Here is a 24,452-nt window from a genome sequence, read left to right as displayed (position 1 = left end):
ACTCGACAGAAGGGTCAAAAGTGCCGTCGAGGAGAGTCAAAAGCGTCGTTGAGAAGGTACAAACCAGACGACGCGGTTAGTCGTCGCCCCACGCAACACGGTCGTACGCTGCGTCGAGGGCCTGTGCGTCTTCCGGCAAGAGCGCTGCGACGAGGAACGTTGGATACTGTTTGAAGTGGTCGACCAACGCGGCGATGCGTTCGGAATCGATGGCTTCGACGGAGTCGAGAAGCATGAACGGAACGTCTTCGTACACCTCGTGGACGAGATAGCCAGCGAGGGCGAACACGAGGCCGACGACTTCCCGTTCACTCTCTGAGAGGTGGTCTATCGTATCCTCGTAGACGGTGCCCGTCTCGGACTCTCTGACGATGTGGAGTTCGAACTGTGTCTTCATCACCTTGCGACGGCCCTCTCGAACACGTCGTTCGACCCGCTCGAGCCAGACTCGTTCGATATTCTCGTAGCCAAGCAGGTCGAGAATCGTCTCCATCTCTTCGTTGAACGCCTCGACGGCAGCGTTCGTGAGTGACGTAATTCGTGTCCGTGCCGATTCGAGGTCTTCGGTCAACTGGTCGCGGCGGCCCTCGAGTTCGGACCGTTTGTCGAATTTCTCGGCCGTCGCATCGATGTCGTCGTTCACCGACGCGAGTTCGTCACGCGCTCGGTCGAGGGAGAACTCGACTTCGTTCAGTTCTTTGTGGAGGTCGATGAGCGTGCTCTCGGCCTGCCCGCGAAGGTCCGATGCCTCGTCCTCCAACGCATCGACCCGCTCAGTGAGTTTCTCACGGTCCGCCGTGAGCGACTCGATCTGCTCGGTCCGACTCGCTAACTCGTCTTCGAGGCGGTCGAGTTTGCGCTGGACGCGTTCGCGGCGGGTTCGCGACTTCTCTGCGACGCGAAGGTCGGTTTCGAGGTCGTCGAGGTCACGACGAAGTTCTGCTCGTTGCTCACGTCGGTCGTCTCTGACTCCGCGCAGACGGTTCGTCGTCTGCTCTATCTGTACGGCATCGACGTCCGTTCCGCACGTCCAACACGTAATCGTCTCCGACGAGACGAGTTGGTCGGTGAGCGCATCGCCCGAAGCGGACGCTCCGAGTGACTGTTCGACGAGTCCCGCCTTGCCGTCGAGCACGTCTTCGGTGTACTGAATGACGGTCTGGAGGTCGGCAATCGCCGTGTTCAGCGTCTCGATTTCACTCCGAATGTGGTCGATACGCCCCGTCACTGCCTCGCGGTCGATGTCGGCCGCCTCGAACGAGTCGAGTTCGTCTTCGAGGTCCGAGCGTTCGTCGCGGAGCGATTCGACGCTCTCTCGTTCGCTCTTGAGTCGGAAACGAACCGTCTCTACTTCCGACCGTGCTCCCTGAAGGTCGTCGAGAACGCGGTCTAACTCGTCTTGGTTCTCACGTTGGGCTTCGACCGTCTGGTCTTCCTCGTCGATGCGTGCCGCGAGTTCGTCGCGTTCGGCTTCGAGGTCGGCGATCTTCGTCTCCAGCTCACTTCGTCGCGTCTCAAGCGAATGTTGTGTGGACTCGAGCGACGACAGTTGGTCGAGCTCTCGCTCGGTTCGGTTTCGCTCGGTCTGTAACCGGTCGATTTCCGCTTCGATCGCGCCCGTATCGACAGGCGTCATAATCACGTCGTGGAGGTCACGACTCGTGACCACTGCCTGTCGCGCCTCGTTCGAAGCGAGCAAGAACGCAAACAGGTCCGCAGTCGTCGTCTCTCGGAGATACGGTGTGCCGCTGAATTCGACCCTGCCACTTGCTCTGGAGAGGACCCGTGTGAAGGTCCGTCCGTCGAGTTCGAGTTCGACTGACCCCTCGTCTGCGTCACCTTTGAGACTGACCGCGTCGCTTCCGCACCCGGCCATGAGTGCACGAAGAAACGAGGTTCGGTTCGTCGCATTGCGCCCGGTGAGAACCGTCACACCGGGAGCGAGGGTAACGTCACGACTCGCTATCCCGCCAATATTCTGTATTCGAACCGTCGCGTTCTGAACTGCCTCTGACTTACTCATTCGTATCGTAACTCTCTGCTTGATTGCTACTCGTCCACTGTGTCGTCGGTCGGACGCTCACAGTTACAGTGCCCGGAAGAGAGCAATGCTGTCGGTGTCATTCGTGTTTCACAGTCTGTACAGGTCACTCGGATGTCGACGTCGACCTCGTAAGAGCCGATGAACACCGCGTTCGCGTTGACGAGTCGGTCGATGACGTCGGTGGTCACCGTCCGGAGACGAGACCGAAGCTTTCGAATCGTATCGAGCCCGGATTCGGCAGCGGTCTGGTCGTCGTCCGTCGACTCCCGTTCGACGTTCCGATGTCGTTTGAGGTAGTTGTACACCGACTGGTACGAGACGATGTCCGCCGCTAACTGGTCGACATCGACCCCTTTCTCGCGAAGGGAGTTTCTCGCCGCCGTTCGACTCCCAGCGGTCACGTCGTCGCTCGTCAAGAGTCGATAGAAGTTGTCCGCTTCCCCATCGAGAACGTGCGCACCCGCCTGGTCGAGTGCTGCCCGGACGAGGCGTTTGTTCACGTCGGTTTCGAGTTCGCGGAGACTTCGCTGTTCTCCTGACTCACCTACCCACGCTTCAACGAGGTCGTCACCGAGGCCTGCGATGTCGTATCGCTCTGCAATCCGTTCGATTTTGGGACCGCGGCCACCACGGCGAGAGGTCGTACGTTCTGAAGAGACCATCCTGGTGATATAGCCCTGCGTTCGAAGTGGGATATTGTAAGCATTACTCGTTGGCTATCACTGTTGATAAATTCAAAACATTAATTTATTACACGATATGGTGGACGTTCACTCACTGAACGCAGCCAATCTTCCAACACGAGCAAACACGGTTGCGAACCAATAATGAACATCCATCTAGCCAATAGGTTTGTGAATCGAAGTAAAATGGAGTATGCATCGGCGTAGTTTGCATTATTGTGCCGATAATAAATGTTTCAACGATTCATAGGTGTAATAATATGTTCTAATGAGATAGTATTGGATTTGCCGCTCAATATATCCTCGTGAAACACCGGCTGAGCGTCGTCGTGTTATGCTTCAGTCGCAGCGTCGTTCTGGACGGAAACCCACAGATGCACTTCTCGGTAGGCGTTCTCAGTACTCGGTGACGCGGGCGGCGGCCCCTTATACAGAAGGTAGGTCAACCGAAGTCGCTCACCGGTCATCGTCGGGCGAATCTGGTGGGGTCTGTGCCACGTTTCGTTGTGCGCAAGTCGAGTTGTGAACGTCTTCAGTCGGTCTTCTTCGAGGACAGTCGTCGAGTTGTTCTTGACCTCGACTCGCTGGAGCAACACGACAGTCGTGTAGTTCACTGACTGCTGTTCTTGGTTTCCGATTCCGACGACGAGCGACGCGGGTTCACCACGAACGAGTGTTTCGGGATAGCCATCTGCGACCAGTTCGCCCTCGTCGTTCTCTGTCAACAAGTAGAGTTCACTGAACGACTCACCATCTTTCGGAACTGCAACCGCGTAGCCGACGCTCCCCATCGCGAGGACGACGCTCACCGCGAGGACGACGTTCAACATCGCGTCCGTCTGCGTCTCCGGTTCGAAGAGTTCAGTCCTCGCCGTAGCGGTCCAGTCTCGGTATGGAACAGCAAAACGCTCGTCTTCTGGGAGTTGTCTCCGACGCGACGCGGCGACACCGACAGCCACGACGGTGAACCCACTGACTGCAACGAGAATCGGCACGAGTCGAATCCCCCACGGTGTGAAGTTGAGGACGAGGCCGAGCAGTGGGACGACAGCGATGCTCGTTCCGAACGAGAGCGCCACGCGCTCGATGCCGTCGATTCCCTCCTCGTCGTCACTCTGTCCGCCGTCGTCGTCCCACTCATCCGTCTCTGGTCCACGCTCTGGAAAGAGCGCAGCAATGAGCGCGTAGCCTGGAACGAACAGCACGAACGGGAGGCCGATGACGACTCGAAGCGGTGTCTCTTCGAGACCGGGCACGAGCGTCGCAACGAGCGTGACTGCAACCACAGCGAGCGTGGCTACAAGGTCGGCAGGGAGGGTTCGTATTGGCTCTGGCAGGTACAGTCGCCAATCGGGGCGCTCCGACATCTGTCTGAGAGTCAGTAAAGCGACCACAAAAATCAGTTGGTCGGCAGAGACGACAGGAGTTCCAGTGACCGAACACGCCCACGTGACGCTTCGGCCGGGGTGGCGATTACGACTCCGAGTGGGTCGTGACGAGCGTCCTCGCAGTCTCGACGAACGCCTCCGCAGCGTCAACACTCACTGAGAGTCCACTGAACGCGGCTTTCTCGTATTCGCGTGTGAGCGATTCGAGAGTGTCGGCGTCTGCGACGCCTGCAGCAACGCAACGGTCGTAGAACTCCCAATGCGTCGCCGAGTCGTCGACGGAAGCGAGCGGTGTCAGTGCGTGCCTGACTGCGGTGTACGCGACGACAACTGCGTCGTTTGGTCGACCAGCCGAAATCGACTCCGTCGCAGACGCGAGTGCGGCAGTCGCCGGCAGAGAAGGGCTGGACGTTGGGTCCGATGCACCGACGTCGGCTGAGACAGCGCCGTCAGTCTCTTCCTCGTCGGAACTGTCTCCGCCGGTCCGTCGTCGCATGAGGACCACAGCAGCGAGTCCAAAGAGCCCTGCTCCGGCGACAGCCCAGAGGAGGTTCGTCACCGTGAACGGTAACTCGCCTTCGGACGAACCGGTGGCCGCAGTGTTCGAGCCGTGCTGACCGATATCGACCGCCGTCGAACTCGATTCGAGGTTCGTCCCGTCGCCGTCGAATGCGACCGTGAGTGTCGCATTCTCTGCGTTCAGGTCGGACGGCAGTTCGACAGTCGTCTGGTAGGCACCCGACGGACCAGTCGTCGCCGACGCAACTGGCTGCCCACCGAGCGAGAGTTCGACCGGCTGGTCACTGACGGCCTCGCCGTCTCGGGTTTCGAGCGTCCCCTCGACGAGGACAGTTCGTTCATCGGTCATGCGTGCCGTGGCATCAAGCTGAGTCTGCTCACTCGTTATCGAAATCGTCTCTGTGACCGGCGCGACCTGTACCGCCAGATTTCGATGGGGTGGTGCGACACGGACCGTTGCGTCACCGACTGCTGTAGACGCCGGAACCGTTCCATTGAGTGTCATTCGCCCGTTTTCGTCGGTCGCCCCCGCGGACACCGTCTCGCCAGCCAGTGATGCTGTCAACGGGTACTGTTCGACCGGCGTGCCCTCGACGAGTAGTCGCGCAGTCACGGGGAGTTCGTCAGCGTACCCATACGTAGACTCGGTCGGGACGGACACCCGCGCGGTGGCAGTCACTGGTGTAATCGACACGTCGAGCGTCTGCTCACTCGCCTGATACACCGAGGAGTTCGCAGGCCGGTATTGGAGCGTCAGGTTCGAGACGTTCGCTCGCACACGCGTCGGGCGGTAGGTGAGTGTAAACGATCCATTGGACTGGACGGGTGTTCGAATCGTCTGCGCCCCAATCGAGAAGCTGGCTGTCTCCGCTTCGACTGGCGTTCCGTTCTCTGTTTCGAGTGTTCCCGACACCACGAGCGGGTCGGTGAACGAGACGTTCGTGGAGTGTGAGCGAACCACGAGTCGGGTCGCCGTGAACTCGGCGGTGACGATTTCTGCAGTTTGTTCGTCGAGCCTCGTCTGTACCGACTCGACTTGTTCGGTACTCTCAGAGAGGTCACTCCCTGTCTCGTTTCCGAGCGCCTCGTACGCGACGCCGAGTTGCGACGACTGTTCCTTCCCTTCGTCAGCAAGACGGGTTAGTTCCCGGGCGAGTTCGCGAGCCCGTTCATCATCACCGGATTGCTTCGCCTCTCGGTACTCACGTCGTGTTTGGTCGAACTGTTGGACCGTCTCGACGTACTCGCGCTGTGTTTGCCGAATCGTCTCGTACTGGTCACCCGCACCCTCCTCCCCCGTCTCTCCCTCGACGTCGACGTATTTTGCCAGCGACTCCGAGTAGTCGTCGCCGAGTGCTTCCTTTGCAGCGTCGTACTGTCCGTTGGTGAGGTGAAGTGTACTCTCGCCAATCCGGGAGTTCATCCGCCCAGAGAGATACGACAACAGCCGGTCGTATTCGTTTTCGTCGTCTGCCTCGTCCGGGTTCTCGTGGAGAACGTCGCTGCTGTTGTTCGATTCGGGCGTTGCCTGTTGTCCGAACACTCCCATCGACGTTGATGACGACACGCGCGGCGAGTATTCGCCGTCCGTCGCGGAGACGGCGATAGCCGGAACAGCAGTGGCACTCAACACCACAAGTAGTGCACACAGAAGACGAACTGCTGTCGCCGAATATCTTCGCACTACTGGTAGGCAAACGTGCCACTGTAATGGATTTTCGCATTCAGCCGAATCGGCCATGAATTCGCTGACGAGCACCCGAACACAAACATTCAATTACGGCGCCACGAATCACACGGACAATGCGACCGACCCGTCGGTGGGCAGTGCTCGCCGGGACTGCGTGTTTTTTCGCCGTCTTCGCCGTCGTCCTCGACGAACGAGTACCACTGTTCGCTGCCGCCGGTCTCACTGCGTGGCTTCTCGTCGCCCAACTCGACGCAGTTCGGACGATGCAAACCGCAGACGAGCTGCTCACGACGTCCGTCTCGGTCGAACCAACGAACGTCTCTGTCGACGACCGTGCAGCGATTACGGTGACAGCGTCGCTCTCGACGCCCATCGACGCACCACTGACCGTCGAACTCGTCTCTCCACCGAGCGTCGACGCACCGGCGGACGCCCAGCGACGGTTCACACTCGAACCCGGTGAGACCACCGGGTCGACGACGTACAGTGTCTCGTTTCCAATCGCCGGCCGAATCACGTTCGAGACGGTTCGAATCGATATCGAAGACCGGGCAGGCTACTTTACGGAGACGGTCACGAAGGATGCCAGTGCCTCCTGTCTGGTCGACTCAGCGACACCAACTGGAATCCACGTCGGAAAGGGTGGCGAACACACGGGTGCCATCTTCGGTAGTCATTCGAGCAACAAGACCGGACCGGGACTGACTCCGCACGAGACGCGACAGTATCTTCCGGGCGATTCACTCTCGCAAATCGACTGGAAGACCACCGCACGCATGAGCAGCCCGTACATCCGCCAGTTCGAGACTGAATCTGACTTCATGCTGTCGGTCGTCGTCGACGGCGGGTCACACATGAACCGCGGGCCGACTGGCCGGACGATGTTCGCGTACGCGAGAGAGGTTGCACTCGGACTCGTCCAGGTGGCGGAGTCGTACGGCGACCCAGTTGCGATGCGACTCGTTGGAACCGACGCGACGCTGTGGGAGTTCGGGCCGTCGTCCGCGTCTGGAACGTACCAGACGATGCGTCGAAAACTGCTGTCTTTCTCGCCAGGTGCCGGGCCACAGCGGTCGGCCGAGTCTGCGCGACTCGTTTCGCCGACGACCGCACTCGACCGTGGGCGTACTCTCGAAGACGTGGAGTCACGATTCGCCCGAACCCTCCGCCCCTATCTGACTGCATCCACCTCGTACGTCTCTCGCGTCAGTGAACGACCGCTGTTCGTAGCAGTCAAAGCGTCGTGTGGGCGAACTGACCGTGACGAGCATCTCGTCCTCGTCACCGACGATTCAGCCAAAGTAGAGACGTACGAATCGGTCGTCGCCGCATCGAAGCACTGTACGCAGACGACCGTCTTTCTCACGCCGACCGTGCTGTTCGACGAGTCGCCCACAGACCACGACGAGTTCGCGGCGTTCGAGTCGTTCCGCCGGCGCCTAGACGACCTCCCGAACGTGACGGCCTACGAAGTCGCACCACGCGATGCAGTCGAACTGGCGACGGCCACGACGGCCCAGCCAATCGAGTGATACCCAATCGAATCCATGAACTACAGACAGACCATTCGACCTGTGCTTGCGGCGAACGAGTTGACGCGAGTAGACGCCATCGGGATTATCGCTTTCACGGCTCTCGTCACCCTCTCGTTCGGTGGGTGGGGAATCGTTGCAGGTGCTGGAGTGCTCGTGGCAGCGACGCTCGTCGCTGGCCCCGCAGCGTTCGTCTTCGCCCAACTCGTGCTCGTCTCGCTCCTCTCGGAACCGAGTCCGTGGCTCCTCGTCGCGACACAACTCGCGGTCTTCCCACTCCTCGTGAGTGAACGCTCCTCGTGGCCACGGACACGAGTCCACCTCATCTCCATGGCGCTCGCATACCTCGGGTCTCTCGGTGTGGTCTGGCTACTCGTGACGAATCTTCGATGGGTGTGGCAGGCCGCAGCGCTGTTCGTCGTCGCTGCGGCGACGCTCTCGTATGGAATTCACAGATACGAACGCGTTTCACTTGGACTGGTTCACCCGGAGGACGACCGATGAGTCAGGACACCGACGACCATCGAGCGAACGGGACCGAAGAACCGATGGTAGGAGCTGACTCGACCACTCAGGAAGCCTCGGACCTTAACGAAACCGTCGCACGTCTCCGGCGTGAAAATGCACAACTCAGACAACGCTACGAGTCACTTCGGCAGACACAGTACCGGCGAACCATCGTCGCGCTCGTCGTCCTCGGCGTGAGTGGCCTCGTGGGTGCCGCAGCCTTCCCACCAGTTCGGGAGACGCTCGTCGTCTTGGGTGCGATTGGGTTGTTCGGTGCGGTGGTCACACGATATTTGAGCCCAGAGCAGTTCATCCCAGTCGGAGTTGGGTCGGCCGTCTTCGAACCACTGGCGAAGAATCACGATGCAGTCGTCGACGAACTTGGCCTTCAGGACACACGCGTCTACGTCCCCGATGCATCCCGAGAGACCGTTCGACTGTTCGTCCCCGAGTCGTCGGAGTATAGTCTTCCGGAGTCCGATGCACTCCAAGACACGTTCGTCATCGCTGCGGACGACACAGAACGTGGCGTCGCCTTCACCCCGAGTGGTGCTGGTCTCGCAGCAGAGTTCGAACGCCAGCTGGATGGCCTGTTCGGAGACGACCCGCAGACACTCGCTCGGCAGAGTACCGACGCACTCGTCGAACTATTCGAACTCGTCGAGTCGGCGACTGCCGAGGTCGACGCAGACGATGGCCGGATGACGGTGCGGCTGACCGACTGCCGATTCGGATCTGCGACGACGTTCGATACACCTGTGGCTTCGTTTATCGCAGTCGTCGTCGCACGAGGACTTGGCACACCAGTGACGGTCGAAACCACACATGAAGAGAAGAACACGTTCGCAGTGACGTGTCGGTGGGACTCGTCGGTCGGAGCAGACGAGAGCGACGACGTGCACGAGAAATCGAACTAAGCGAAGCTGCAGACCCGCCTGCTGAGAAGGTATTGGTGAGAACCTCAGAGTTGAGACGATCGACGTGGTGAATACAACTCGGTCATCCGGGAGTGGATACGTTCAACGCCAACTCTCATCTTTGATTCGAGGAAAGACATATCCGGCCTCTCAGTAAATTCTTTGACACGAATGTCTCCGCCCCTTCTCCGTGGCCGCACACTCCCAGTGGCATGGCGATTCGCGATCATCGGCGCCCTTGCTTCGTTACCGACCACTATCGCTGTGGACTCGTTGCCGGATTCGAAGGCGACCATTGCTGGAGGTATCATGATAATCGGTGCGTTCATCGGAGGGACTATCGCTGCACTCCGTTCGGCAGACCCGGGTGCTGCTGGCTTCCGTTCCGGTGTTCTCGCTGGTGGCGTCGCAGTCCTCACGCTAATTGTTACAGTGGTCAGTACCGTTCTCAGTGGTGCCACGGTGGCACGGCCATCGCTGGCGAGAGTTGTATTCATCGTCGTAGCCGGTGGACTGGTGCTGTGTATCGCCCCCATATTTGGGCTGGTTTCCGGACGAGTTGGTGGGTGGGTGGCGAACACCGTTTTCTCGCGATTGGTGACCGATGCAAACACACCATAACAGCGGTACAACGGATAGGCAGTGGTTCGGTGTCCGTCATCCGGATCGTTTCTTTCGCACCGTCTCTCGAACCACGATGCTCCGGAAGAATACACGTAATAGTCCGTAGTTTGAAATCCTCACTATCAACCCATGCCCTCCTCCCGACGGCAAGTGCTGTGTGCCAGTGGCAGTGTGTTCCTACTTTCTGGGTGTCTTGACCGACTGACAACTGCTAGCTCCCTTGAGACGGTCGAAATTGAGCTCAAGAATGGAGGTGCTGTTCCACATGTATTCCACATCGCAATAGAAACTACTGGAGGGCTTGGTGAATGGCACTCTCAGAACGTCGAACCTGGGGCTTCTGAAACGATGACAATCGACCCCTCGAACAGCCAAGAACTGGTTGCTGTTCATGGTGTCGTCGACAACGAACCGGTGAGAGTCAGTTTTGCTCGGTGGGAGCTGGAGGGCGTGGTCTGTCCACGACTCAAATTTTATTATCGTGTGCTAGACGACCCAGCGGTACTGCTCGTGGAAACTACGGACTTTGCGTGTCGATGACCACGCCCTCACTCATACGCTGTCTGAAACGGCGTGCAACAGCCAGGGGTGTGTACGCGGAGCCAGATCAAACCGCATCCAGCGTTCCTACTCTGCCGAACTGTTTTGGGTGAGTTCGGCAGCCCGCTGCGAGGGAGAGAGCGACGAGAAAGGGACGTCCCGAATGATGATATCTTCATCTCCGAACGGAAACGCGAGTACGATCGCGACCGCTCTCGTCCCAGTCTCTAGTCGCTGGGAGCGAGTCATACCACTCCACTGTACGTAGACTCGATAGTCGCCGACTCGGTCGAAGCCGTCAAACTCGACGACTTCACCCGGTTCGAGTTCGTACATTTCCCATAAGACCGGGTCCGCATCACTCTCGAACAACACACTGAAGGACTGCTGGCTTTCGGTCTCGTTCCGGAGAACGGTGTATCGAACTTCAGACGTCCGAAACTCGTCGACGACTTCTGAGCCGAGAGTCCAACTGACGACTCCAGCACAGGCACCAACGAGACCGGAAAGGATGCCACGACGCGTACTCATCTACGTCGGTATTACAGGAAGATACTCAAACCTCTTTTGACAGCTCTACAGGTCGATATCCTACCCACATACGGTCGTTGTTCGAGACGCAACGAGCGAATCTTGTTCGGCAATAGTGTCCGAAGCCCCTGTTCTGCCCTCTTCCCAATCTTCGGGTGAGCACAATGGCCGCTGTCCGATGGTTGAGCCGGTCTCGTGAGCGCTGGTTACCCTTCTCTCGTTGCGCCGGCGACTATCGACCACCCACCTTCCACGATGTTGAGCGCCACCAGCAAACTGGCCACGAGTCCGATGAACATGACAGGCTGTATGGGCTGATACACGATGGACAGGGTGACGAGCGCCGCGACCCCCAACCGGAGGACCACCGATCGATCCCTCACCGGGTCGAACGTCGTCCGGTGGACGGCGATGGTTCCGACGAGGTAGGTGACAATGCCGGCTACGAGGACCGCCGCGTGGTTCCAGTCGAGCGCATGTCCGGCCGCCGCAGCTTCGATGGTGAACGCGATGCCAACACCGGCAGTGACGATTCCGACATAGACCAAATAATGGCTCAGGACGTGTACCAGCGAGTACTCGCGAACGCGTGACCACGCCCCCTTGTCTTCTTTGAACACGCGGTGGAGGAACCACTCGTCGACGTGGCGGAAGTAGGTCCACCACAAGGTCAAGACCACGATGAACCCGGTCCCAGCGACGAGTCCGGAGCTGAATCCCCAGTCAGTACCCGAGGTCCCCACGGCGATTGCGATGACGGTTTCCCCCAGGACGAGGATGGTGAACAGGCCGAGTCGTTCGGAGTAGTGGGAGGTGGGTTTCGGTATGGCCTCACTCCCGACGTAGACGACGGTGGTCGTCGCCAGGCCGACCACGAAAGAGAGCCCCCAGACGACGAACCGCCAGGGCTCGGCAACGAGCAACGAAGACGCCCAGACCACGGCACTCGCCGATGTCGAGAGCACGACTGCTCTTGTGAATGGCCGCAATTCTGGGATACTAAACCAGGCCCTGAGGTACATCCCGATCATGAGGAGCCTGAGCAGGAGGTACGCCAGCACAAAGGCTGCCGAATCACCGCGGAGGGCGTCGTGAATGGTCGCTGTGAGGATGATGACACCCAGCATGGTCGCCGACATCCCGAGCCGGTGGAGCAGGTCGTCGGTATCGAACTGATCGGCGTAGAGCGTGAAACCCAGCCAGGTGTAGAGTACGATGAAGAACAAGCCGGCAAACCCGAGGAATCCACCGACGCTCGGGTCATCGTGGAGGAGCCCACCGAGCTCGGCAATAGCCGCAACGTAGACGAGATCGAAGAAGAGTTCGAGCCACGTCGCATGTCGGGACTCGTCGGTGGTGTACACTCGTGGAGGGACGCTGATCGTTCGCCACAACCGGACGACCGACGTGCCGAGTTGGCGAGGCACCTGCCGCATCGCCGTCGACTCTGCGTGTGGCTTGCCTCTCGTCTCGTCAGGGGGCATCTGGGTGCTCATCTCGGGCGATTAGCGAGAGTAGATATGGTCAGCAAACAGGATAAACCCGTGGTACAGGGGCGTACACGGAGAGACGTCGGTGCGGAGACTGCGGGTTCGATAGAATGACTTCTGATGCATACACGCATGGTATTCAGTGCGGTTGTAGAACCCGACTGGACGGTGTCAGAAGTGGCGTGACAAAGACAGAGGGTGTATGCAGCAGGTCAATCGGGAGATGAGGGCTGTGAGAACACAGTCAATCCGAAGAGGCCTCGCCGGTTACTGGATGACGAATTCGGGCGCGAAGAAGAGGGCCACGAGCAGGCACAGCAGTACGAAGATTCCAGTGAGACGCAGTACACCAGCGGCCTGCCGTCGGGTCTTCGGGAGGGATTCGGCAGTCCCGGACAAGGTACTCCCTGCTGCCATGAACAGTGGCCAGTTACCCACTGGGGAATTCTCCACGACCACGGCGTACACGTATAGCCCCGAGAAGAACAGGGCTCCACAGAACTGTATTACTGCGAATGGTCGACCAGATGGCTCACTGAACACGGTCTCGTCGATGATGGAGGGCATCAAGCGTTCCATCTCGCGTGGGGGACAAATAGAACCCGACTGTACCCACACCGAGTGGTCATATCCCATCCGCACTGAACGAACAATAGCGAGTCCCCTGCCGGATTCGCGCCCTGTATTCAGCACGCCCACAGAGACCTCACCGAACGCTGTCAGGAGCGGCGTGACACAGACAGAGGGTGAATTCAGCACAGTGTTTCTTCACCGAATCATAGTACATCACTCACGTAGTCGGTGAACAAGTACACGATCGACGCGGTTGCGGCCAAAAAGAATAGTGCGCTCAGAATGAGAGACGTATCTCTTGTGACCAACGCAGCAGCCACGAATATGAGTGGAAGAAGGAACAGGATGAACTTCCACCGGATGTAAAATCGGTTCAAATTGTCCACGTGCGGGATTCGTGAGTGACAACTATGGGTGTTTTCTCACTGAATTCGTTGAAGACACGTTGACCGATTCGTGCCCTCTATTCAGCACAGCCTCAATAAACGATCACTGACCGAGGGTTTCACAGAGGCACTCCGAATGGTATTGTCCTTCTACCGGAAGGCTATGCCAGTGTAGTGCGAGCCTCGCCGTGCTGGAGTGCTGATGGATTGAATCCTTTCACGATGAGCCAGATTGCGAGAACCATCTCGTTCAGCGCAATGGGAAGGGCGAATATCAACTCCAATACCACTCCCGAGATATCAGGAAGCACGTCGAGCATTATCAACACGGTGCCGGTGAATAGTAGCATGGCGGCAAGCAGTCCCCACACCGAGATGAGACGAGGGACGAGTCGAGATTTGTATAGTACACTGTACAGCATGAGGGCACCAATCGTAAAGACGAGAAGGTACATCGAAAACGTCCACTCATTCAGCGCCTGAGTCGTGTTGCTGATAACCTGGAAGTAGGACGCATCCGCTCCTCCTCGTTCGAGGTGGGCCTGACTTACAGCTATGAGTGAAAGCTTGTTAATCTCGATGCTGACGAAGAGTACCGCCTCGAACAGTCTGAAGCCAACATACCCCAATGCTAGTACTTCACTGTGTTTCCTCAACACAGGGTATAGGAACATCGCGATAAGCGGTATCGCGAGAACGCAGGCGAATTCGAGTAGGATACCGAAAACGACGAGCGTTCGATTCGGATACGTGATGGTTAGATACGCCGGCGACTCAAGAATCGGTGCGTAGAAAAACTCACCAATGAAGAGGAATACAGTCGCAATGATGAAGAGTACCCCCACAATGGTCGCGGTGTTCCTGCTCTCGTTCATCCAGATCGGTTCTTTACCGGTAACCGTCGCTGTCTCGTGATCCATCATTGATATCCTATACGACGTGAGCAAGCAATATCTCAGAGCATCTTTCCCACTGAGAGAGGTTGATTGTGCAGGTATATCATGTCGCACACAAACTGATTGATAGGAAAAATGCGAGAGAATGCATACAAATACACCCGGCTTCCCTCTGTGTTGCGACGATGTTGGTGTACACCTGTTGGGTGATGTACTCGTGATATTCAGCGGCGGTTTCGAGGCCAACGTGACCTCTGACTCAATACGTCCTCCGGGCCGTGTTTACACGCGGTGCAGATCGTCCGTGACGGCCTTTCTCAATGAACGAAATCGGATAGTGAAGCACTTGAGGGCGTATACTGTTCACCCAACCGAGCCACCAACCGACGCTTTCAGGAGCGTCTAACCAAGGCTCGTACCCAGTATTCAAAGATTCAAGGCAGGATTCCACGGGTCACCTGACCGGTGGTTGAAGCTATACCAGAAGCGACGTTCTCCACCACGTGTAGCATCTATCGGTGAACTTCCTGCTCACTTCGACATTTGGTAACAAATAACATTGTGCGCGACGTATAGCAATAGTTAGCGCTTGTCGTAGGCCCCTTTCCAGGGCGGCATGGCACGTTGAGCGCCCTAACTGGAGGACCCAATGGCATTAACACACGAGATGAACGTGGTCACGTCAGCGGATGGCACTGAAATCGCATTCGAACGGACGGGGAACGGGTCACCGCTCCTTCTCATCCACGGATCTGGTCTCGATCACCATTTCTGGGATCTCTCAGGCACCCGTTCTGCGCTTGCGGAACACTACACGGTCTCTGCCATTGACCGGCGTGGGCGTGGCGAGAGCGGCGACGCTGACGAGTACAACCTGGAGCGTGAGCTCGAAGACGTGGCTGCCGTCGTCGAATCGTTCGACGAACCAGTGACGCTCTTCGGCCATTCCTTTGGCGCTGTCGTTGCCTTGAATGCCGCTGCTCGGATCGATACCCTTCAGGGCCTCGTTCTGTACGAACCGGGGATTTCGTTCGAAGAGGGGTTCCCACTCATGGAAAAAATGCTCGGGACGATCCGGCCCCTGATAGCCGACGGTGAGAACGAACGAGCACTCCTCACCGTTCTCAACACCGTGGGAACACCCGAACAAGCCATCGAGGAGCTTCGATCAGGCGCGAACTGGCAGGCGCTCGTGGACGCAGCGGATACACTCCCCCGCGAGTTCGAACAGCTCATTGAATACGAGTTCGAACATGACCGGTTCAGCGACGTGATGACACCGACGTTGCTACTCGTTGGCGAGGAGAGTTCCCCGGGTGCCATCGAAGCCACGGACACTCTAGGCGAGACGCTTCCAAACAGCCGGATCGTACGGATCGACGGAGCAGATCACTTTGGACTCATATCGAAGCCCGATCGCTGCGTTGAGGAGGTGCTCGCATTTCTCCATTGATAATATATGTGACAGGATAATCAGTATCAACAGCGTTGCGTTGCTGCATACAGTCCCTCTATCGAAAAATCCGGTCGGTGCGAGAGTGACCCCTCGCTCGTGACCGACTTGCGCTCTCTATTCAGCACGACCACAGAATACTCTCCAATCCCAGTCAGGAGCGGTGTGCAAGACTTAGTGGATGAGTTCAGCACACGGCCTGTTGTCGTATTTGGCTGCTTCGGCTTACGTAGCTTGAGCATCGTCCAGATAATTCACCGACAATCTCGAGAATTGCACTCCTTTTAGCCCTCTGATAATATTATCAAATCCGTCTGTAGGGACGGATGACAAATGCGAAAAATACTCGCTGTACTGGTCGCTGTCGGGGTCACATTCGCTGGCGGCATGGCAGTCCCGGCACTCGTCACCGCAGATGCGACGAGTGGACAGACGATAACCAAATGTACGACGATTTCTGAAGCAGGACACTACACGCTCGGGCAGAACCTGACGAGCACCGCTGGAGAGTCGTGTCTCCAGATTGAGTCGAGTGATGTGGTTCTCGACGGCGCAGGATACTCACTCAGCGGCGGTGGCAACGGCGTCGCCATCGATGTGAGTGCGAACGAGGTTCGGGCCCAAGATACCTACCAGAACGTCACCGTCCGCGACGTTCGCCTCGAATCGTGGGAGACTGGCGTCTCGCTTGTCAACACCCGAAACGCGACCATCTCGGGTATCGAAGTGACGAATACCACCACCGGTGTCGAGGTGGGTAACACTTCGGTATTACGTCCCGGGTATCCTGCCTCAGCAGATGGAACGACCATCCGTGAGTCCACGTTCGTCGGCAACGAAGACGGAGTCATCATCAAGATTTCCGAAGGCATTGACGTCGCCGAGAATCAATTCGTCGACAGTCAGCTTGGGGTCAACCTCGACGAGTCAGGCACTGAAGACATCGATATCACACAGAACGCTGTCGAGAACAGCACGATCAAGGTATCCGATGGGTCGGGATACGAACCCGACATCAGCGTCAAGTCCAACGAAATCCAGGACGGGACCATCGTTATCAGACAGGCAGATAACACGAGCATTGCGAACAATTTCGTGCGAACGACGGGTACGACCACTGCCGGGAATCCCGGTATCGTCGTTGGAATGACTGACGGGGCCACCGTGGCGAACAACACTGTCACAGGTTCGGGAACCGGGATTCTCCTCGACACCGGTACTCGTGAGGCGTCGGTGAAAAACAACACCGTACACGACGTGGGAACTGGTATCGAAATCTATGATTCGGTGGACGCCACCGTGCAGAACAATACCATCACTGACACCGAGACTGGCGTCGAACTCTCCTTCCTCGCCACTGGGCACACGATATCCGGAAACGAGATTCGAGACAACGACGCAGGAATTAGTCTCGGGCGGTACGCCGAGAACAACGTTATTGAAGAGAACAGAATCATCGACAACGTAGACGGCGTCAAAATCAGCGTCCTCGAGTCTGTGAACGGCGATGCCAACATCGTTCGTGGAAACGACATTCTCGACAACACCGACGGTGTGGACGTGTTTGCGACAGTCACCCCCGTCGTCGTTGAGTCGAACAATGTCTCCGATAACAAAAACGGAGTCCACGTACACTCACCTGCAGCATGTTACGCCGATAGTGCTGAAGGTGCAGAACTCGTCTCTGTACACGGGAACGACCTCCGAGATAACAACGCGTATGGTGTCATCAACGAGGACCCAGACACGCTGAACGCAACTGGAAACTACTGGGGTGCGAGTGACGGCCCATCGAGTGCGAACGATAGCGACGCTCCCTTCTCCGACCCTGTAACGGGGACGCTCGCAAATGGAACCGGGAGTGCAGTCTCTGAGAATCCAGATGATGCAGGTGTGACGAACGTCCACTTCGATTCATACCGTGAGTCACCGATAGACGACGTAGGTGTCCACGAAGAGACTGCAACGTAATCGGCTTCTTGCTCGCCCCCCGGGGCGCTGGCTGTTCCCTCATTGAACGTACGACACTGACAGATACGCGCCCTGCATTCAGCACAACCACAGAAACCTCACCGAATGCTGTCAGGAGAGTCGTGACACAGGTAGAGGGAGAGTTCAGCACGGTCTCGTCTGTTCCGAACACTCTGTACCGACTCAGTTGGTCAGTCGGCCTGCATACTGACCGCCAATTAAATGTGTCTCACTGTACATGTTTCAGTATGGCAGAATCGCTAAAAGCTAGACTATTCGGGTTTGACAACGAGGCATGGAACAATCCCAAGTATGTCACTCTTGGCGCACCAGTTTTTGCATTTCTGGGAGTCTTACTCGGTAACCTGTTTGGTGTTCATCTCGTGAACTCTGAACTCGGTGAGTATCTAATCGTGGTCTTGTGCCTACTGATTACGATGTTTATCGGATTCGTAGGGTTGGCATTGATTGATATGCGCAAATAGTCTCTGGAGACGACAGTAGTTACATTCCCTATTCTGAGCATTCGTGCTTCTACGTTTGTCCCCCTTCGTTCAGATTACATCGAGCGCTGAGTTCAGCACGAAGGCTCCGTTCGATTCCCCGTGAATCGGATTATAGCTCTATGGCCGATCACTTGTGCAGGTGTACACACCTCTCCCTCACTAACAGACGATAACCCCGCCCTCCGTTGGGTCTTCAAGATCCGCATCGGCGGTGTTCTCAGCATCATGATCGGCAGTTACGCGTACTTGCGTATCGTCAACATAGTATCTCGCGACCCAGGGTGCGAGATGACCAATGGGTCCGTCTTCTTGTTGTACTTTGACGGCAGCGTATGACTCGCCGTCTCGGAGGTAGTAGAAACCGTCCTTGTCTGGTTCCATCTCCGCGAACCCGTTTTTCAGTCGGTCGTACTCTTCTTCGGTGAGGTATGACGAAGCCGGGTCGTGGGTATACTCACTCATGCCGAGGGCCTGATCAATGGCCTCCTGTAATCGTTTTAGGTCGAACTGCTCAGCTGTCACGGATTCAGTCTGTACGCTTCTAGGGATGTCGTGGGAAAGAGTAACTATGACCGTTGAATCCTCGAATTCGACACTGATGTAGCAAACGTCCCCCCGAAGATAATAGATGTCGCCCGGGCCTGATTCCATGTCCTCGAATGCTGCCCGCACGGTGTCGAATTCACTCTGAGAGAGATGGGCAGCAACCCGGCCCTCGCACCGCTCATCAGACAGCCGATCCCACGCTGTTTCGATCGTCTCATGTAGTCGGTCGATAGCGGAGAACGGGGCAGTGTCGGCAGACTTGACGGTCACATTTTCAGGCACCGTCTCGCGGATAGAGACTATAGCTTTGTTGTCTCCCATGTCTATCGAACCGTTCCCGTGGATATTGACCACGAACCCCTTGTCGTAGGTGGTGACAGAATTCACTGAGAGACGTACCGTGGTGAACTCCGGGTAGCTAGTCTGATTGAGGTAGCGTTGTTTTTCTATTCTTTTGACATATACTCCGATGTCATTTTTGTTGAGCGTGGCGTCGTCAGGGAGTTCAAGCCCCGGGTTGGCGGGGTCACAGGATTCGGGAGGGTCGGGTGATTCGTTCAAGAGTCCGACGCCGAGACAACCGGCGAGCGGTGTACAGAAAGCGAACCCGGTCGTCAACAAGAGATTCCGTCGGTTCATGTTCTACGTCCGTAGACAGACGTGTATATGTCTTCTCTACGCTCAGACAGTTCTCGAAGTCAGAACTGCCTGCAAACTCAGGCACACACGAGTTGCAGAGCGCCTCTATTGAAAGGGTTCGAATATTCGCACCAGTTTATCTCGACCGCTCTGGACAACCTGATCACCACACAATCTCCTGCAAGACACGCGCGCGGTATTCAGCACGCTCTCAGAGAACAACCACATGCGACAATTTTCGACAGCGCAACTGAACGGAGCCTGTCTCAGTCGTCGTCGTCAGCAACCGCCGCGGGAGGAGACTCCGAGAGGTCAGCGTCCGGTGGGGAGATAGATTCGACGACGTCGTCGACGACGTCGTAAGGAGTACGGCCACTCAGGTCTGCTTCCGTTCCGAGAACGAGGCGATGCGACAAGACGAACGAGGCGAGGCGTTTGATGTCGTCAGGGATGACGTACTCACGGCCGCGAATCGCTGCTGCTGCCTTTCCGGCACGCAAGAACGCGAGTGAGGAACGCGGTGACGCACCAAATTCGACTTCTGGGTGGTCGCGCGTCGCCTCCACCAGGTCGAGAATGTACTCGAACACTGTGTCTTCGACGTGGACGTTGCTGACGACTGCGCGCGCTGCGCCGATGTCGGAGTCGTCGATGACCGTCGAGATATCTGCGGGGTTGAGCGACGGCGAGTGATGGAATCGTTCGAGTATCTCTCGTTCTTCTGCTCGGTCAGGGAGGTCGACGACGATTTTGAACTGGAAGCGGTCACGCTGTGCTTCCGGGAGGTTGAACGTGCCTTCGTACTCGATCGGGTTCTGCGTCGCAATCACCATGAAGGGCCGAGGAAGGGGGAGCGTCTCCCCTTCGATCGTCACCTGTCCTTCTTCCATCGCCTCGAGGAGGGCCGACTGTGTCTTCGGCGTCGCACGATTGATTTCGTCTGCGAGGACGACGTTCGAGAACACGGGGCCTCGCTGCAGGTCGAACTCACCCGTGTTTTCGCGATAGATATGCGTCCCGGAGATGTCGGCCGGGAGAACGTCCGGCGTCATCTGAATGCGCTGGAAGTCGAGGTTCGCGGCGTTGGCGAAGAGATTCGCAATCGTCGTCTTGGCGACCCCGGGGACGCCTTCGAGGAGGACGTGTCCATTCGTGAGTAACGCGATTGTGAGCGCTTCAATCGCGTCGTCGTTCCCGACGAGGACCTGTGACGCCTCGTCGAGAATCGTCGAATAGACCTCTTCGGGAGCGTTCATTCTTACTGCTACTGCGGACGGCGGTTACATATAATTGCGGTCTCTTGAACACAGGATGTGACGACTCGTTCAGTCCAGCTCGTTTCGTCCAAATCGAGCCACTGCGACGAGTGCGGAGAGGGCCACACCACCAGCGACGAACTGGAAGAACGGCGAACTGCGAATCGTGTTCAGCGCCACCTGTAGCGGCGGTCGTTCGTCGACGTTCGAATAGTCCAGCAGGAGTGTCTCGTGTGACCCGACGAGCGCGTCTGCGAACGCGCGGTTGTCCGGTCGCTCCACCATCGAATTGATGAACAGACTGGGGTCGCTGACGACGATGACCTCACCTGCACCGACTTGTTCTATGGTCACGATAGGATACGAGTCGAGCGTCTCGTCGTCGTCGAGTGTTGCGTCGTCGTCGCGGTCCAGATACGAGAAGTTCGACGAGCGAACGAGAACCGTCGAGCCGTTCGGAGAGACGGTCGTCGGGTGGTTCAACGAGAGTTGATCGACGTCGCGGGTGACCGGCGACGATTCGACACGAGTCGCGACCGGCAACGCACCCGTCTTGTACTGGTGGCGGTCGTCGCGAAGCGGGGTCTGGTCGATGCGGGCACTCGCGCCGATTCGTTCGAGGAGTGCGTTGCTGTGGAGTCTGAAGTCGTCAGCAACGACGAGCGTCCCGCCAGCACGGACGAACGACTCGAGACGGGCCGCCTCCGCGTCCGTGTATCCATTCGTGGGTGAGATGACGAACGCGATGGTCTCGGATTCGGTTGCCTCGTCGTACTCGGTCGTGTTGTACACGATGGACGTCTCGGTCTCTGCGTCAGTCGCAACGTCGCGGAGTGCGGAGCCGCCATCCCACGCGGAGTTGAACGCGCCGTATGCCGTCCCAGAGGTGCTGGCCCCGACGCCCACGCCGAGGAGCATCGCTGTGAGCAGTCCTGCGACGAGCAGGTGTGGATAGCCGATATCGGACGACCCGATTCGCACGTTAGAACACCCCTGGCGGAAGGATATCGAGGATTCGCTGGACGACGATGTAGCCGAAGACGACGAGGCCACCACCGATGAGCCAGAGCAGTCGCCGTCGCCAGCGTGGCGTCACTGCAATCGGTGCAGTGAGTTCGACGACGACGAGAAAACCGATGAGTGACACGACGAACACCAGCTCGTACGACAGTGCGTCGAGGAGGACGAGCACCAGCGTCGCGCCCAGCATCCAGGCGAGCTGGGCGCGGATGAATCGTTCACGTCGTGCCGTTGCCATACGCTGTCGTGGACGGTCAGGGATAACTAAACTATCGCTTGTCGGATAGGAGGGCGAGGAGGCTCCGTTGAAATCATCACGTTCTGACAGAGCTCGCGTGCTGAATAGAGCGGTTGGATCGGTCAGCTGAGCCAGTATCGGTGCCTGAATTTACATTTACAGCCAACCAAGACAGTACGCGTGTCAAAAACAGAAGAGCAACAGATGTCTGTCGACACTTCGTCCACTCGAAGTCGGATTAGCGCAGGTTTTGGGACGGTACCATACTTCGTCGCTGCCGGCTTGCTCATATTCGTGGGCATCTACGTCGCAACACCGTGGCTTGTAGCCAGGCGTGTGCCACTCCTGTTTGCGATTACCGGTTCGTTATTCCTTCCCATCGTCGTCGTGTTCGCTGCTGCACTCGTCGTGTACCAGCGAGGTGGTGGCGATTGGCGGTGGCCAGCATTCCGGGACCGGTTCCGGCTTCAGTGGCCGACACGGCGCGAGTGGCTTCTCTTTCTCACTGCCGGCTTGCTCGTACTCGCGGTAGAAGCGCTACTAGAGCCCGTGAGTGTGTGGGTAGCTACGATAGTCCCGCTTCCGCTACCAGCTGTGCTTCCACCTCTCCTCGATCCGCTCACTCCAGTCGACGTCCCACCGTCGGCGTTCATGGGGATGCCACTTGCCGGGAACCTATGGATCGTTCCCTTCTGGATCTTGGCTTTCGTGGTGAACATCGCTGGTGAAGAACTCCTCTGGCGGGGCTACCTCCTTCCCCGTCAGGAAGCGGTCTTCGGTCGATGGGCGTGGTTGCTCAACGGAATACTCTGGGCGTACGTGGTCCACGCCTTCATGTGGTGGAACTTCGTGACCTTACTCCCTACGAGCCTTGTGACACCGTATCTTGCGCAGCGCTACGAGACGACGTGGGCTGGCATCACCGTCCATGGACTCGGGAACGCAATCTGGGTAGTCGTGTTAGCCGCAAGCGTCATTCAGGGATGATTCCACTGTGCTGCTGAGGTTCCCCCTTGCGAGTGTACACTCTCTATTCAGCACGACCACAGCAGAACGCCCGTCGAAACCTCCCCAGTCACTGCCAGAAAAGGCGTGACACAGACAGAGAGTGAGTTCAGCAAGCAAGATTGATTTGATTGAGTGGGTATTTAGACAAATTCGGGGAAATTACTTGTACCTACCCACACAATATGAGCGTATGTCCGAAGCAACGCTGGACGGTCGTGGACGCCTGACGCTCCCGAAAGAGATTCGAGAGCGGTATGGCGAACACTACCACATCGTCCAGCTTCACGACGGTATCAAGTTGATTCCAATTGAGAATGACCCGCTCGATGCCCTCCGCTCTGAGTTCGCAGACGTCGAGAAGACGGCGGAAGAACTCCGGCAGGAAGCACGTAACGCAGCACTAGACGAGGCTGGACGCTGAATGTACGCGGAGACAGACTTCATTCTGGCACTCATCAAGGACGAAGACTGGCTTGGTGACGCCGCAGAGGAAGTATACCGCGACCACCGGGACGAACTATGGACGTCCCAGTTCACACTCATCGAACTCCTCATGGTTGCATATCGTGAAGAACGAGATACAGAGCGAGTTGTCACAAATGCCGCTGCTCTGTTGGAAGTACGTGGTGATGTGGACACCGTTGTCACAGCTGCGACCTACGTCGAAGACCACGGGTTCACACCGTTCGACGCGCTCCACCTCGTTGAATCAGATGGTGATACCATCGTTTCGAGTGATGAGACGTACGAATCGTTTGCTCCACGGCTCGACCTGAAGACAGTCCAAGACGAGTGAGACTATGGAGTGGAATCTCACGTTCGTGCATACTGATGCGCCGGACTCAACACTCGCTAGCCGAGTGCTATTCTTTCTCGTGTCACGGGGGGCACGCTATAACACGAGTGCAGCACCGGGGAACTATATGGTGTCTAACAGAGTGACCAGTGAGTCGAGTTATGTGAACGAATCTGCTCAGTTTGAGTGTACTGAACATATTGGAGAGATTCTTGAAGAGTATTATAAGCTTGACCCAGAGACGACTGCTCTCATAGTGTCACTCGACTTCAAACCAAATCGTGGTTTCCCATTCAAACTAATTATCCGCCCGGTGGCCGAAGATAGATGCAGGGTCGAATTGCGGACACATCGGAACTCTGTTCCAGATAGTGAATCGCACGACGCATTCGTTGAGGCTGCAAAGGAACTATTCGAACGAATGGGGTTCGTCTATGGAACGTATACGAACGAAAATAACCCCGTGGTCCCGACAGATGACGAAACGTTACTCAATCGTCCTGTGCAGGCAATAACATTCTACAATGCTGACCTTACAGACCAGATTGGTCGTGAACGGTTGCTCTCGATCCCGGCTGGACACGCCGAAGAACTCTCCAATGGAGGAGTATTCCTATACATTTGCGACAATCAGTTCGGTGGGTGTCCAGAACTTGATGAAGTGAGACAGTTCCTCGAAGAGACCAGCAACTGACTGAT

At 57.3% G+C, this 24,452-nt stretch carries 22 protein-coding genes; 10 read left to right on the top strand and 12 right to left on the bottom strand.

Going from position 1 to position 24,452, the window contains the following annotated elements:
- Window positions 1-76: 76 nt before the first annotated feature.
- The 4 genes from ACK3SC_RS12155 to ACK3SC_RS12140 form a co-directional block, all read right to left on the bottom strand.
- Complete coding sequence (locus tag ACK3SC_RS12155; RefSeq protein WP_416840454.1) at window positions 77-2,023, bottom strand: archaea-specific SMC-related protein; 1,947 nt, start codon at window positions 2,021-2,023, stop codon at window positions 77-79.
- A gap of 26 nt (window positions 2,024-2,049) precedes the next feature.
- The gene (gene rdfA / locus ACK3SC_RS12150) at window positions 2,050-2,706 is read right to left on the bottom strand and encodes a rod-determining factor RdfA (protein WP_416840453.1); all 657 of its coding nucleotides are present in this window, start codon (window positions 2,704-2,706) and stop codon (window positions 2,050-2,052) included.
- A gap of 353 nt (window positions 2,707-3,059) precedes the next feature.
- On the bottom strand, window positions 3,060-4,094 hold the full coding sequence (locus tag ACK3SC_RS12145) for a DUF1616 domain-containing protein (RefSeq protein WP_416840452.1): 1,035 nt from the start codon (window positions 4,092-4,094) through the stop codon (window positions 3,060-3,062).
- A 106-nt stretch (window positions 4,095-4,200) separates the two neighbouring features.
- Window positions 4,201-6,267 carry a hypothetical protein gene (locus ACK3SC_RS12140; RefSeq protein WP_416840451.1) on the bottom strand — a complete coding sequence of 689 codons (2,067 nt, stop codon included), beginning with the start codon at window positions 6,265-6,267 and terminating at the stop codon, window positions 4,201-4,203.
- A 170-nt stretch (window positions 6,268-6,437) separates the two neighbouring features.
- Here ACK3SC_RS12140 and ACK3SC_RS12135 point away from each other — a divergent pair, with 170 nt between their 5' ends.
- The 4 genes from ACK3SC_RS12135 (at window position 6,438) to ACK3SC_RS12120 (ending at window position 9,901) form a co-directional block, all read left to right on the top strand.
- Window positions 6,438-7,856 (top strand): DUF58 domain-containing protein, encoded by a 1,419-nt coding sequence (locus ACK3SC_RS12135; protein ID WP_416840450.1) that lies wholly within the window; start codon window positions 6,438-6,440, stop codon window positions 7,854-7,856.
- Window positions 7,857-7,871: 15 nt separating this feature from the next.
- The gene (locus tag ACK3SC_RS12130; protein WP_416840449.1) at window positions 7,872-8,360 is read left to right on the top strand and encodes a hypothetical protein; all 489 of its coding nucleotides are present in this window, start codon (window positions 7,872-7,874) and stop codon (window positions 8,358-8,360) included.
- Complete coding sequence (locus tag ACK3SC_RS12125) at window positions 8,357-9,280, top strand: hypothetical protein (protein ID WP_416840448.1); 924 nt, start codon at window positions 8,357-8,359, stop codon at window positions 9,278-9,280. Before ACK3SC_RS12130 ends, ACK3SC_RS12125 begins: the two co-directional genes overlap by 4 nt.
- 171 nt (window positions 9,281-9,451) lie before the next feature.
- Complete coding sequence (locus tag ACK3SC_RS12120) at window positions 9,452-9,901, top strand: DUF5518 domain-containing protein (RefSeq protein WP_416840447.1); 450 nt, start codon at window positions 9,452-9,454, stop codon at window positions 9,899-9,901.
- 630 nt (window positions 9,902-10,531) lie between these two features.
- On the opposite strand, the gene ACK3SC_RS12115 is transcribed toward ACK3SC_RS12120, so the two are convergent.
- From ACK3SC_RS12115 to ACK3SC_RS12100, 4 genes are all read right to left on the bottom strand, one after another.
- Window positions 10,532-10,975: a hypothetical protein gene (locus ACK3SC_RS12115; RefSeq protein ID WP_416840446.1), complete on the bottom strand. Its 444-nt coding sequence runs from the start codon at window positions 10,973-10,975 to the stop codon at window positions 10,532-10,534.
- Between the two features lie 206 nt (window positions 10,976-11,181).
- Window positions 11,182-12,339: a low temperature requirement protein A gene (locus ACK3SC_RS12110; RefSeq protein ID WP_416840445.1), complete on the bottom strand. Its 1,158-nt coding sequence runs from the start codon at window positions 12,337-12,339 to the stop codon at window positions 11,182-11,184.
- A gap of 393 nt (window positions 12,340-12,732) precedes the next feature.
- Entirely contained in the window at window positions 12,733-13,032 is a 300-nt protein-coding gene (locus ACK3SC_RS12105; protein WP_416840444.1) for a hypothetical protein, read from the bottom strand.
- 553 nt (window positions 13,033-13,585) lie between these two features.
- Window positions 13,586-14,347 carry a DUF4386 domain-containing protein gene (locus ACK3SC_RS12100; RefSeq protein ID WP_416840443.1) on the bottom strand — a complete coding sequence of 254 codons (762 nt, stop codon included), beginning with the start codon at window positions 14,345-14,347 and terminating at the stop codon, window positions 13,586-13,588.
- A 622-nt stretch (window positions 14,348-14,969) separates the two neighbouring features.
- Between ACK3SC_RS12100 and ACK3SC_RS12095 the strand changes: the two genes are divergently transcribed.
- Entirely contained in the window at window positions 14,970-15,773 is an 804-nt protein-coding gene (locus tag ACK3SC_RS12095) for an alpha/beta fold hydrolase (protein WP_416840442.1), read from the top strand.
- A gap of 333 nt (window positions 15,774-16,106) precedes the next feature.
- Window positions 16,107-17,744 carry a right-handed parallel beta-helix repeat-containing protein gene (locus tag ACK3SC_RS12090; protein WP_416840441.1) on the top strand — a complete coding sequence of 546 codons (1,638 nt, stop codon included), beginning with the start codon at window positions 16,107-16,109 and terminating at the stop codon, window positions 17,742-17,744.
- A gap of 665 nt (window positions 17,745-18,409) precedes the next feature.
- On the opposite strand, the gene ACK3SC_RS12085 is transcribed toward ACK3SC_RS12090, so the two are convergent.
- The 4 genes from ACK3SC_RS12085 to ACK3SC_RS12070 form a co-directional block, all read right to left on the bottom strand.
- A complete protein-coding gene (locus ACK3SC_RS12085) occupies window positions 18,410-19,435 on the bottom strand; it encodes a hypothetical protein (protein WP_416840440.1) in 1,026 nt (341 codons plus the stop codon).
- Window positions 19,436-19,701: 266 nt separating this feature from the next.
- Window positions 19,702-20,691 carry an AAA family ATPase gene (locus ACK3SC_RS12080; RefSeq protein WP_416840439.1) on the bottom strand — a complete coding sequence of 330 codons (990 nt, stop codon included), beginning with the start codon at window positions 20,689-20,691 and terminating at the stop codon, window positions 19,702-19,704.
- A gap of 69 nt (window positions 20,692-20,760) precedes the next feature.
- On the bottom strand, window positions 20,761-21,672 hold the full coding sequence (locus ACK3SC_RS12075; protein WP_416840438.1) for a DUF4350 domain-containing protein: 912 nt from the start codon (window positions 21,670-21,672) through the stop codon (window positions 20,761-20,763).
- 1 nt (window position 21,673) lies between these two features.
- The gene (locus ACK3SC_RS12070) at window positions 21,674-21,949 is read right to left on the bottom strand and encodes a hypothetical protein (RefSeq protein WP_416840437.1); all 276 of its coding nucleotides are present in this window, start codon (window positions 21,947-21,949) and stop codon (window positions 21,674-21,676) included.
- 204 nt (window positions 21,950-22,153) lie between these two features.
- Between ACK3SC_RS12070 and ACK3SC_RS12065 the strand changes: the two genes are divergently transcribed.
- From ACK3SC_RS12065 to ACK3SC_RS12050, 4 genes are all read left to right on the top strand, one after another.
- A complete protein-coding gene (locus tag ACK3SC_RS12065) occupies window positions 22,154-22,936 on the top strand; it encodes a CPBP family intramembrane glutamic endopeptidase (protein ID WP_416840436.1) in 783 nt (260 codons plus the stop codon).
- Between the two features lie 211 nt (window positions 22,937-23,147).
- Window positions 23,148-23,378: an AbrB/MazE/SpoVT family DNA-binding domain-containing protein gene (locus ACK3SC_RS12060; RefSeq protein WP_416840435.1), complete on the top strand. Its 231-nt coding sequence runs from the start codon at window positions 23,148-23,150 to the stop codon at window positions 23,376-23,378.
- Entirely contained in the window at window positions 23,379-23,753 is a 375-nt protein-coding gene (locus ACK3SC_RS12055) for a type II toxin-antitoxin system VapC family toxin (RefSeq protein ID WP_416840434.1), read from the top strand.
- A gap of 163 nt (window positions 23,754-23,916) precedes the next feature.
- Window positions 23,917-24,447 carry a hypothetical protein gene (locus tag ACK3SC_RS12050; RefSeq protein WP_416840433.1) on the top strand — a complete coding sequence of 177 codons (531 nt, stop codon included), beginning with the start codon at window positions 23,917-23,919 and terminating at the stop codon, window positions 24,445-24,447.
- The last annotated feature ends 5 nt before the right edge of the window (window positions 24,448-24,452 follow it).

Source organism: Haloferax sp. DFSO52, assembly GCF_048158745.1.
Lineage (GTDB): Archaea > Halobacteriota > Halobacteria > Halobacteriales > Haloferacaceae > Haloferax.
This window is presented reverse-complemented; position numbering and strand designations above follow the sequence as displayed.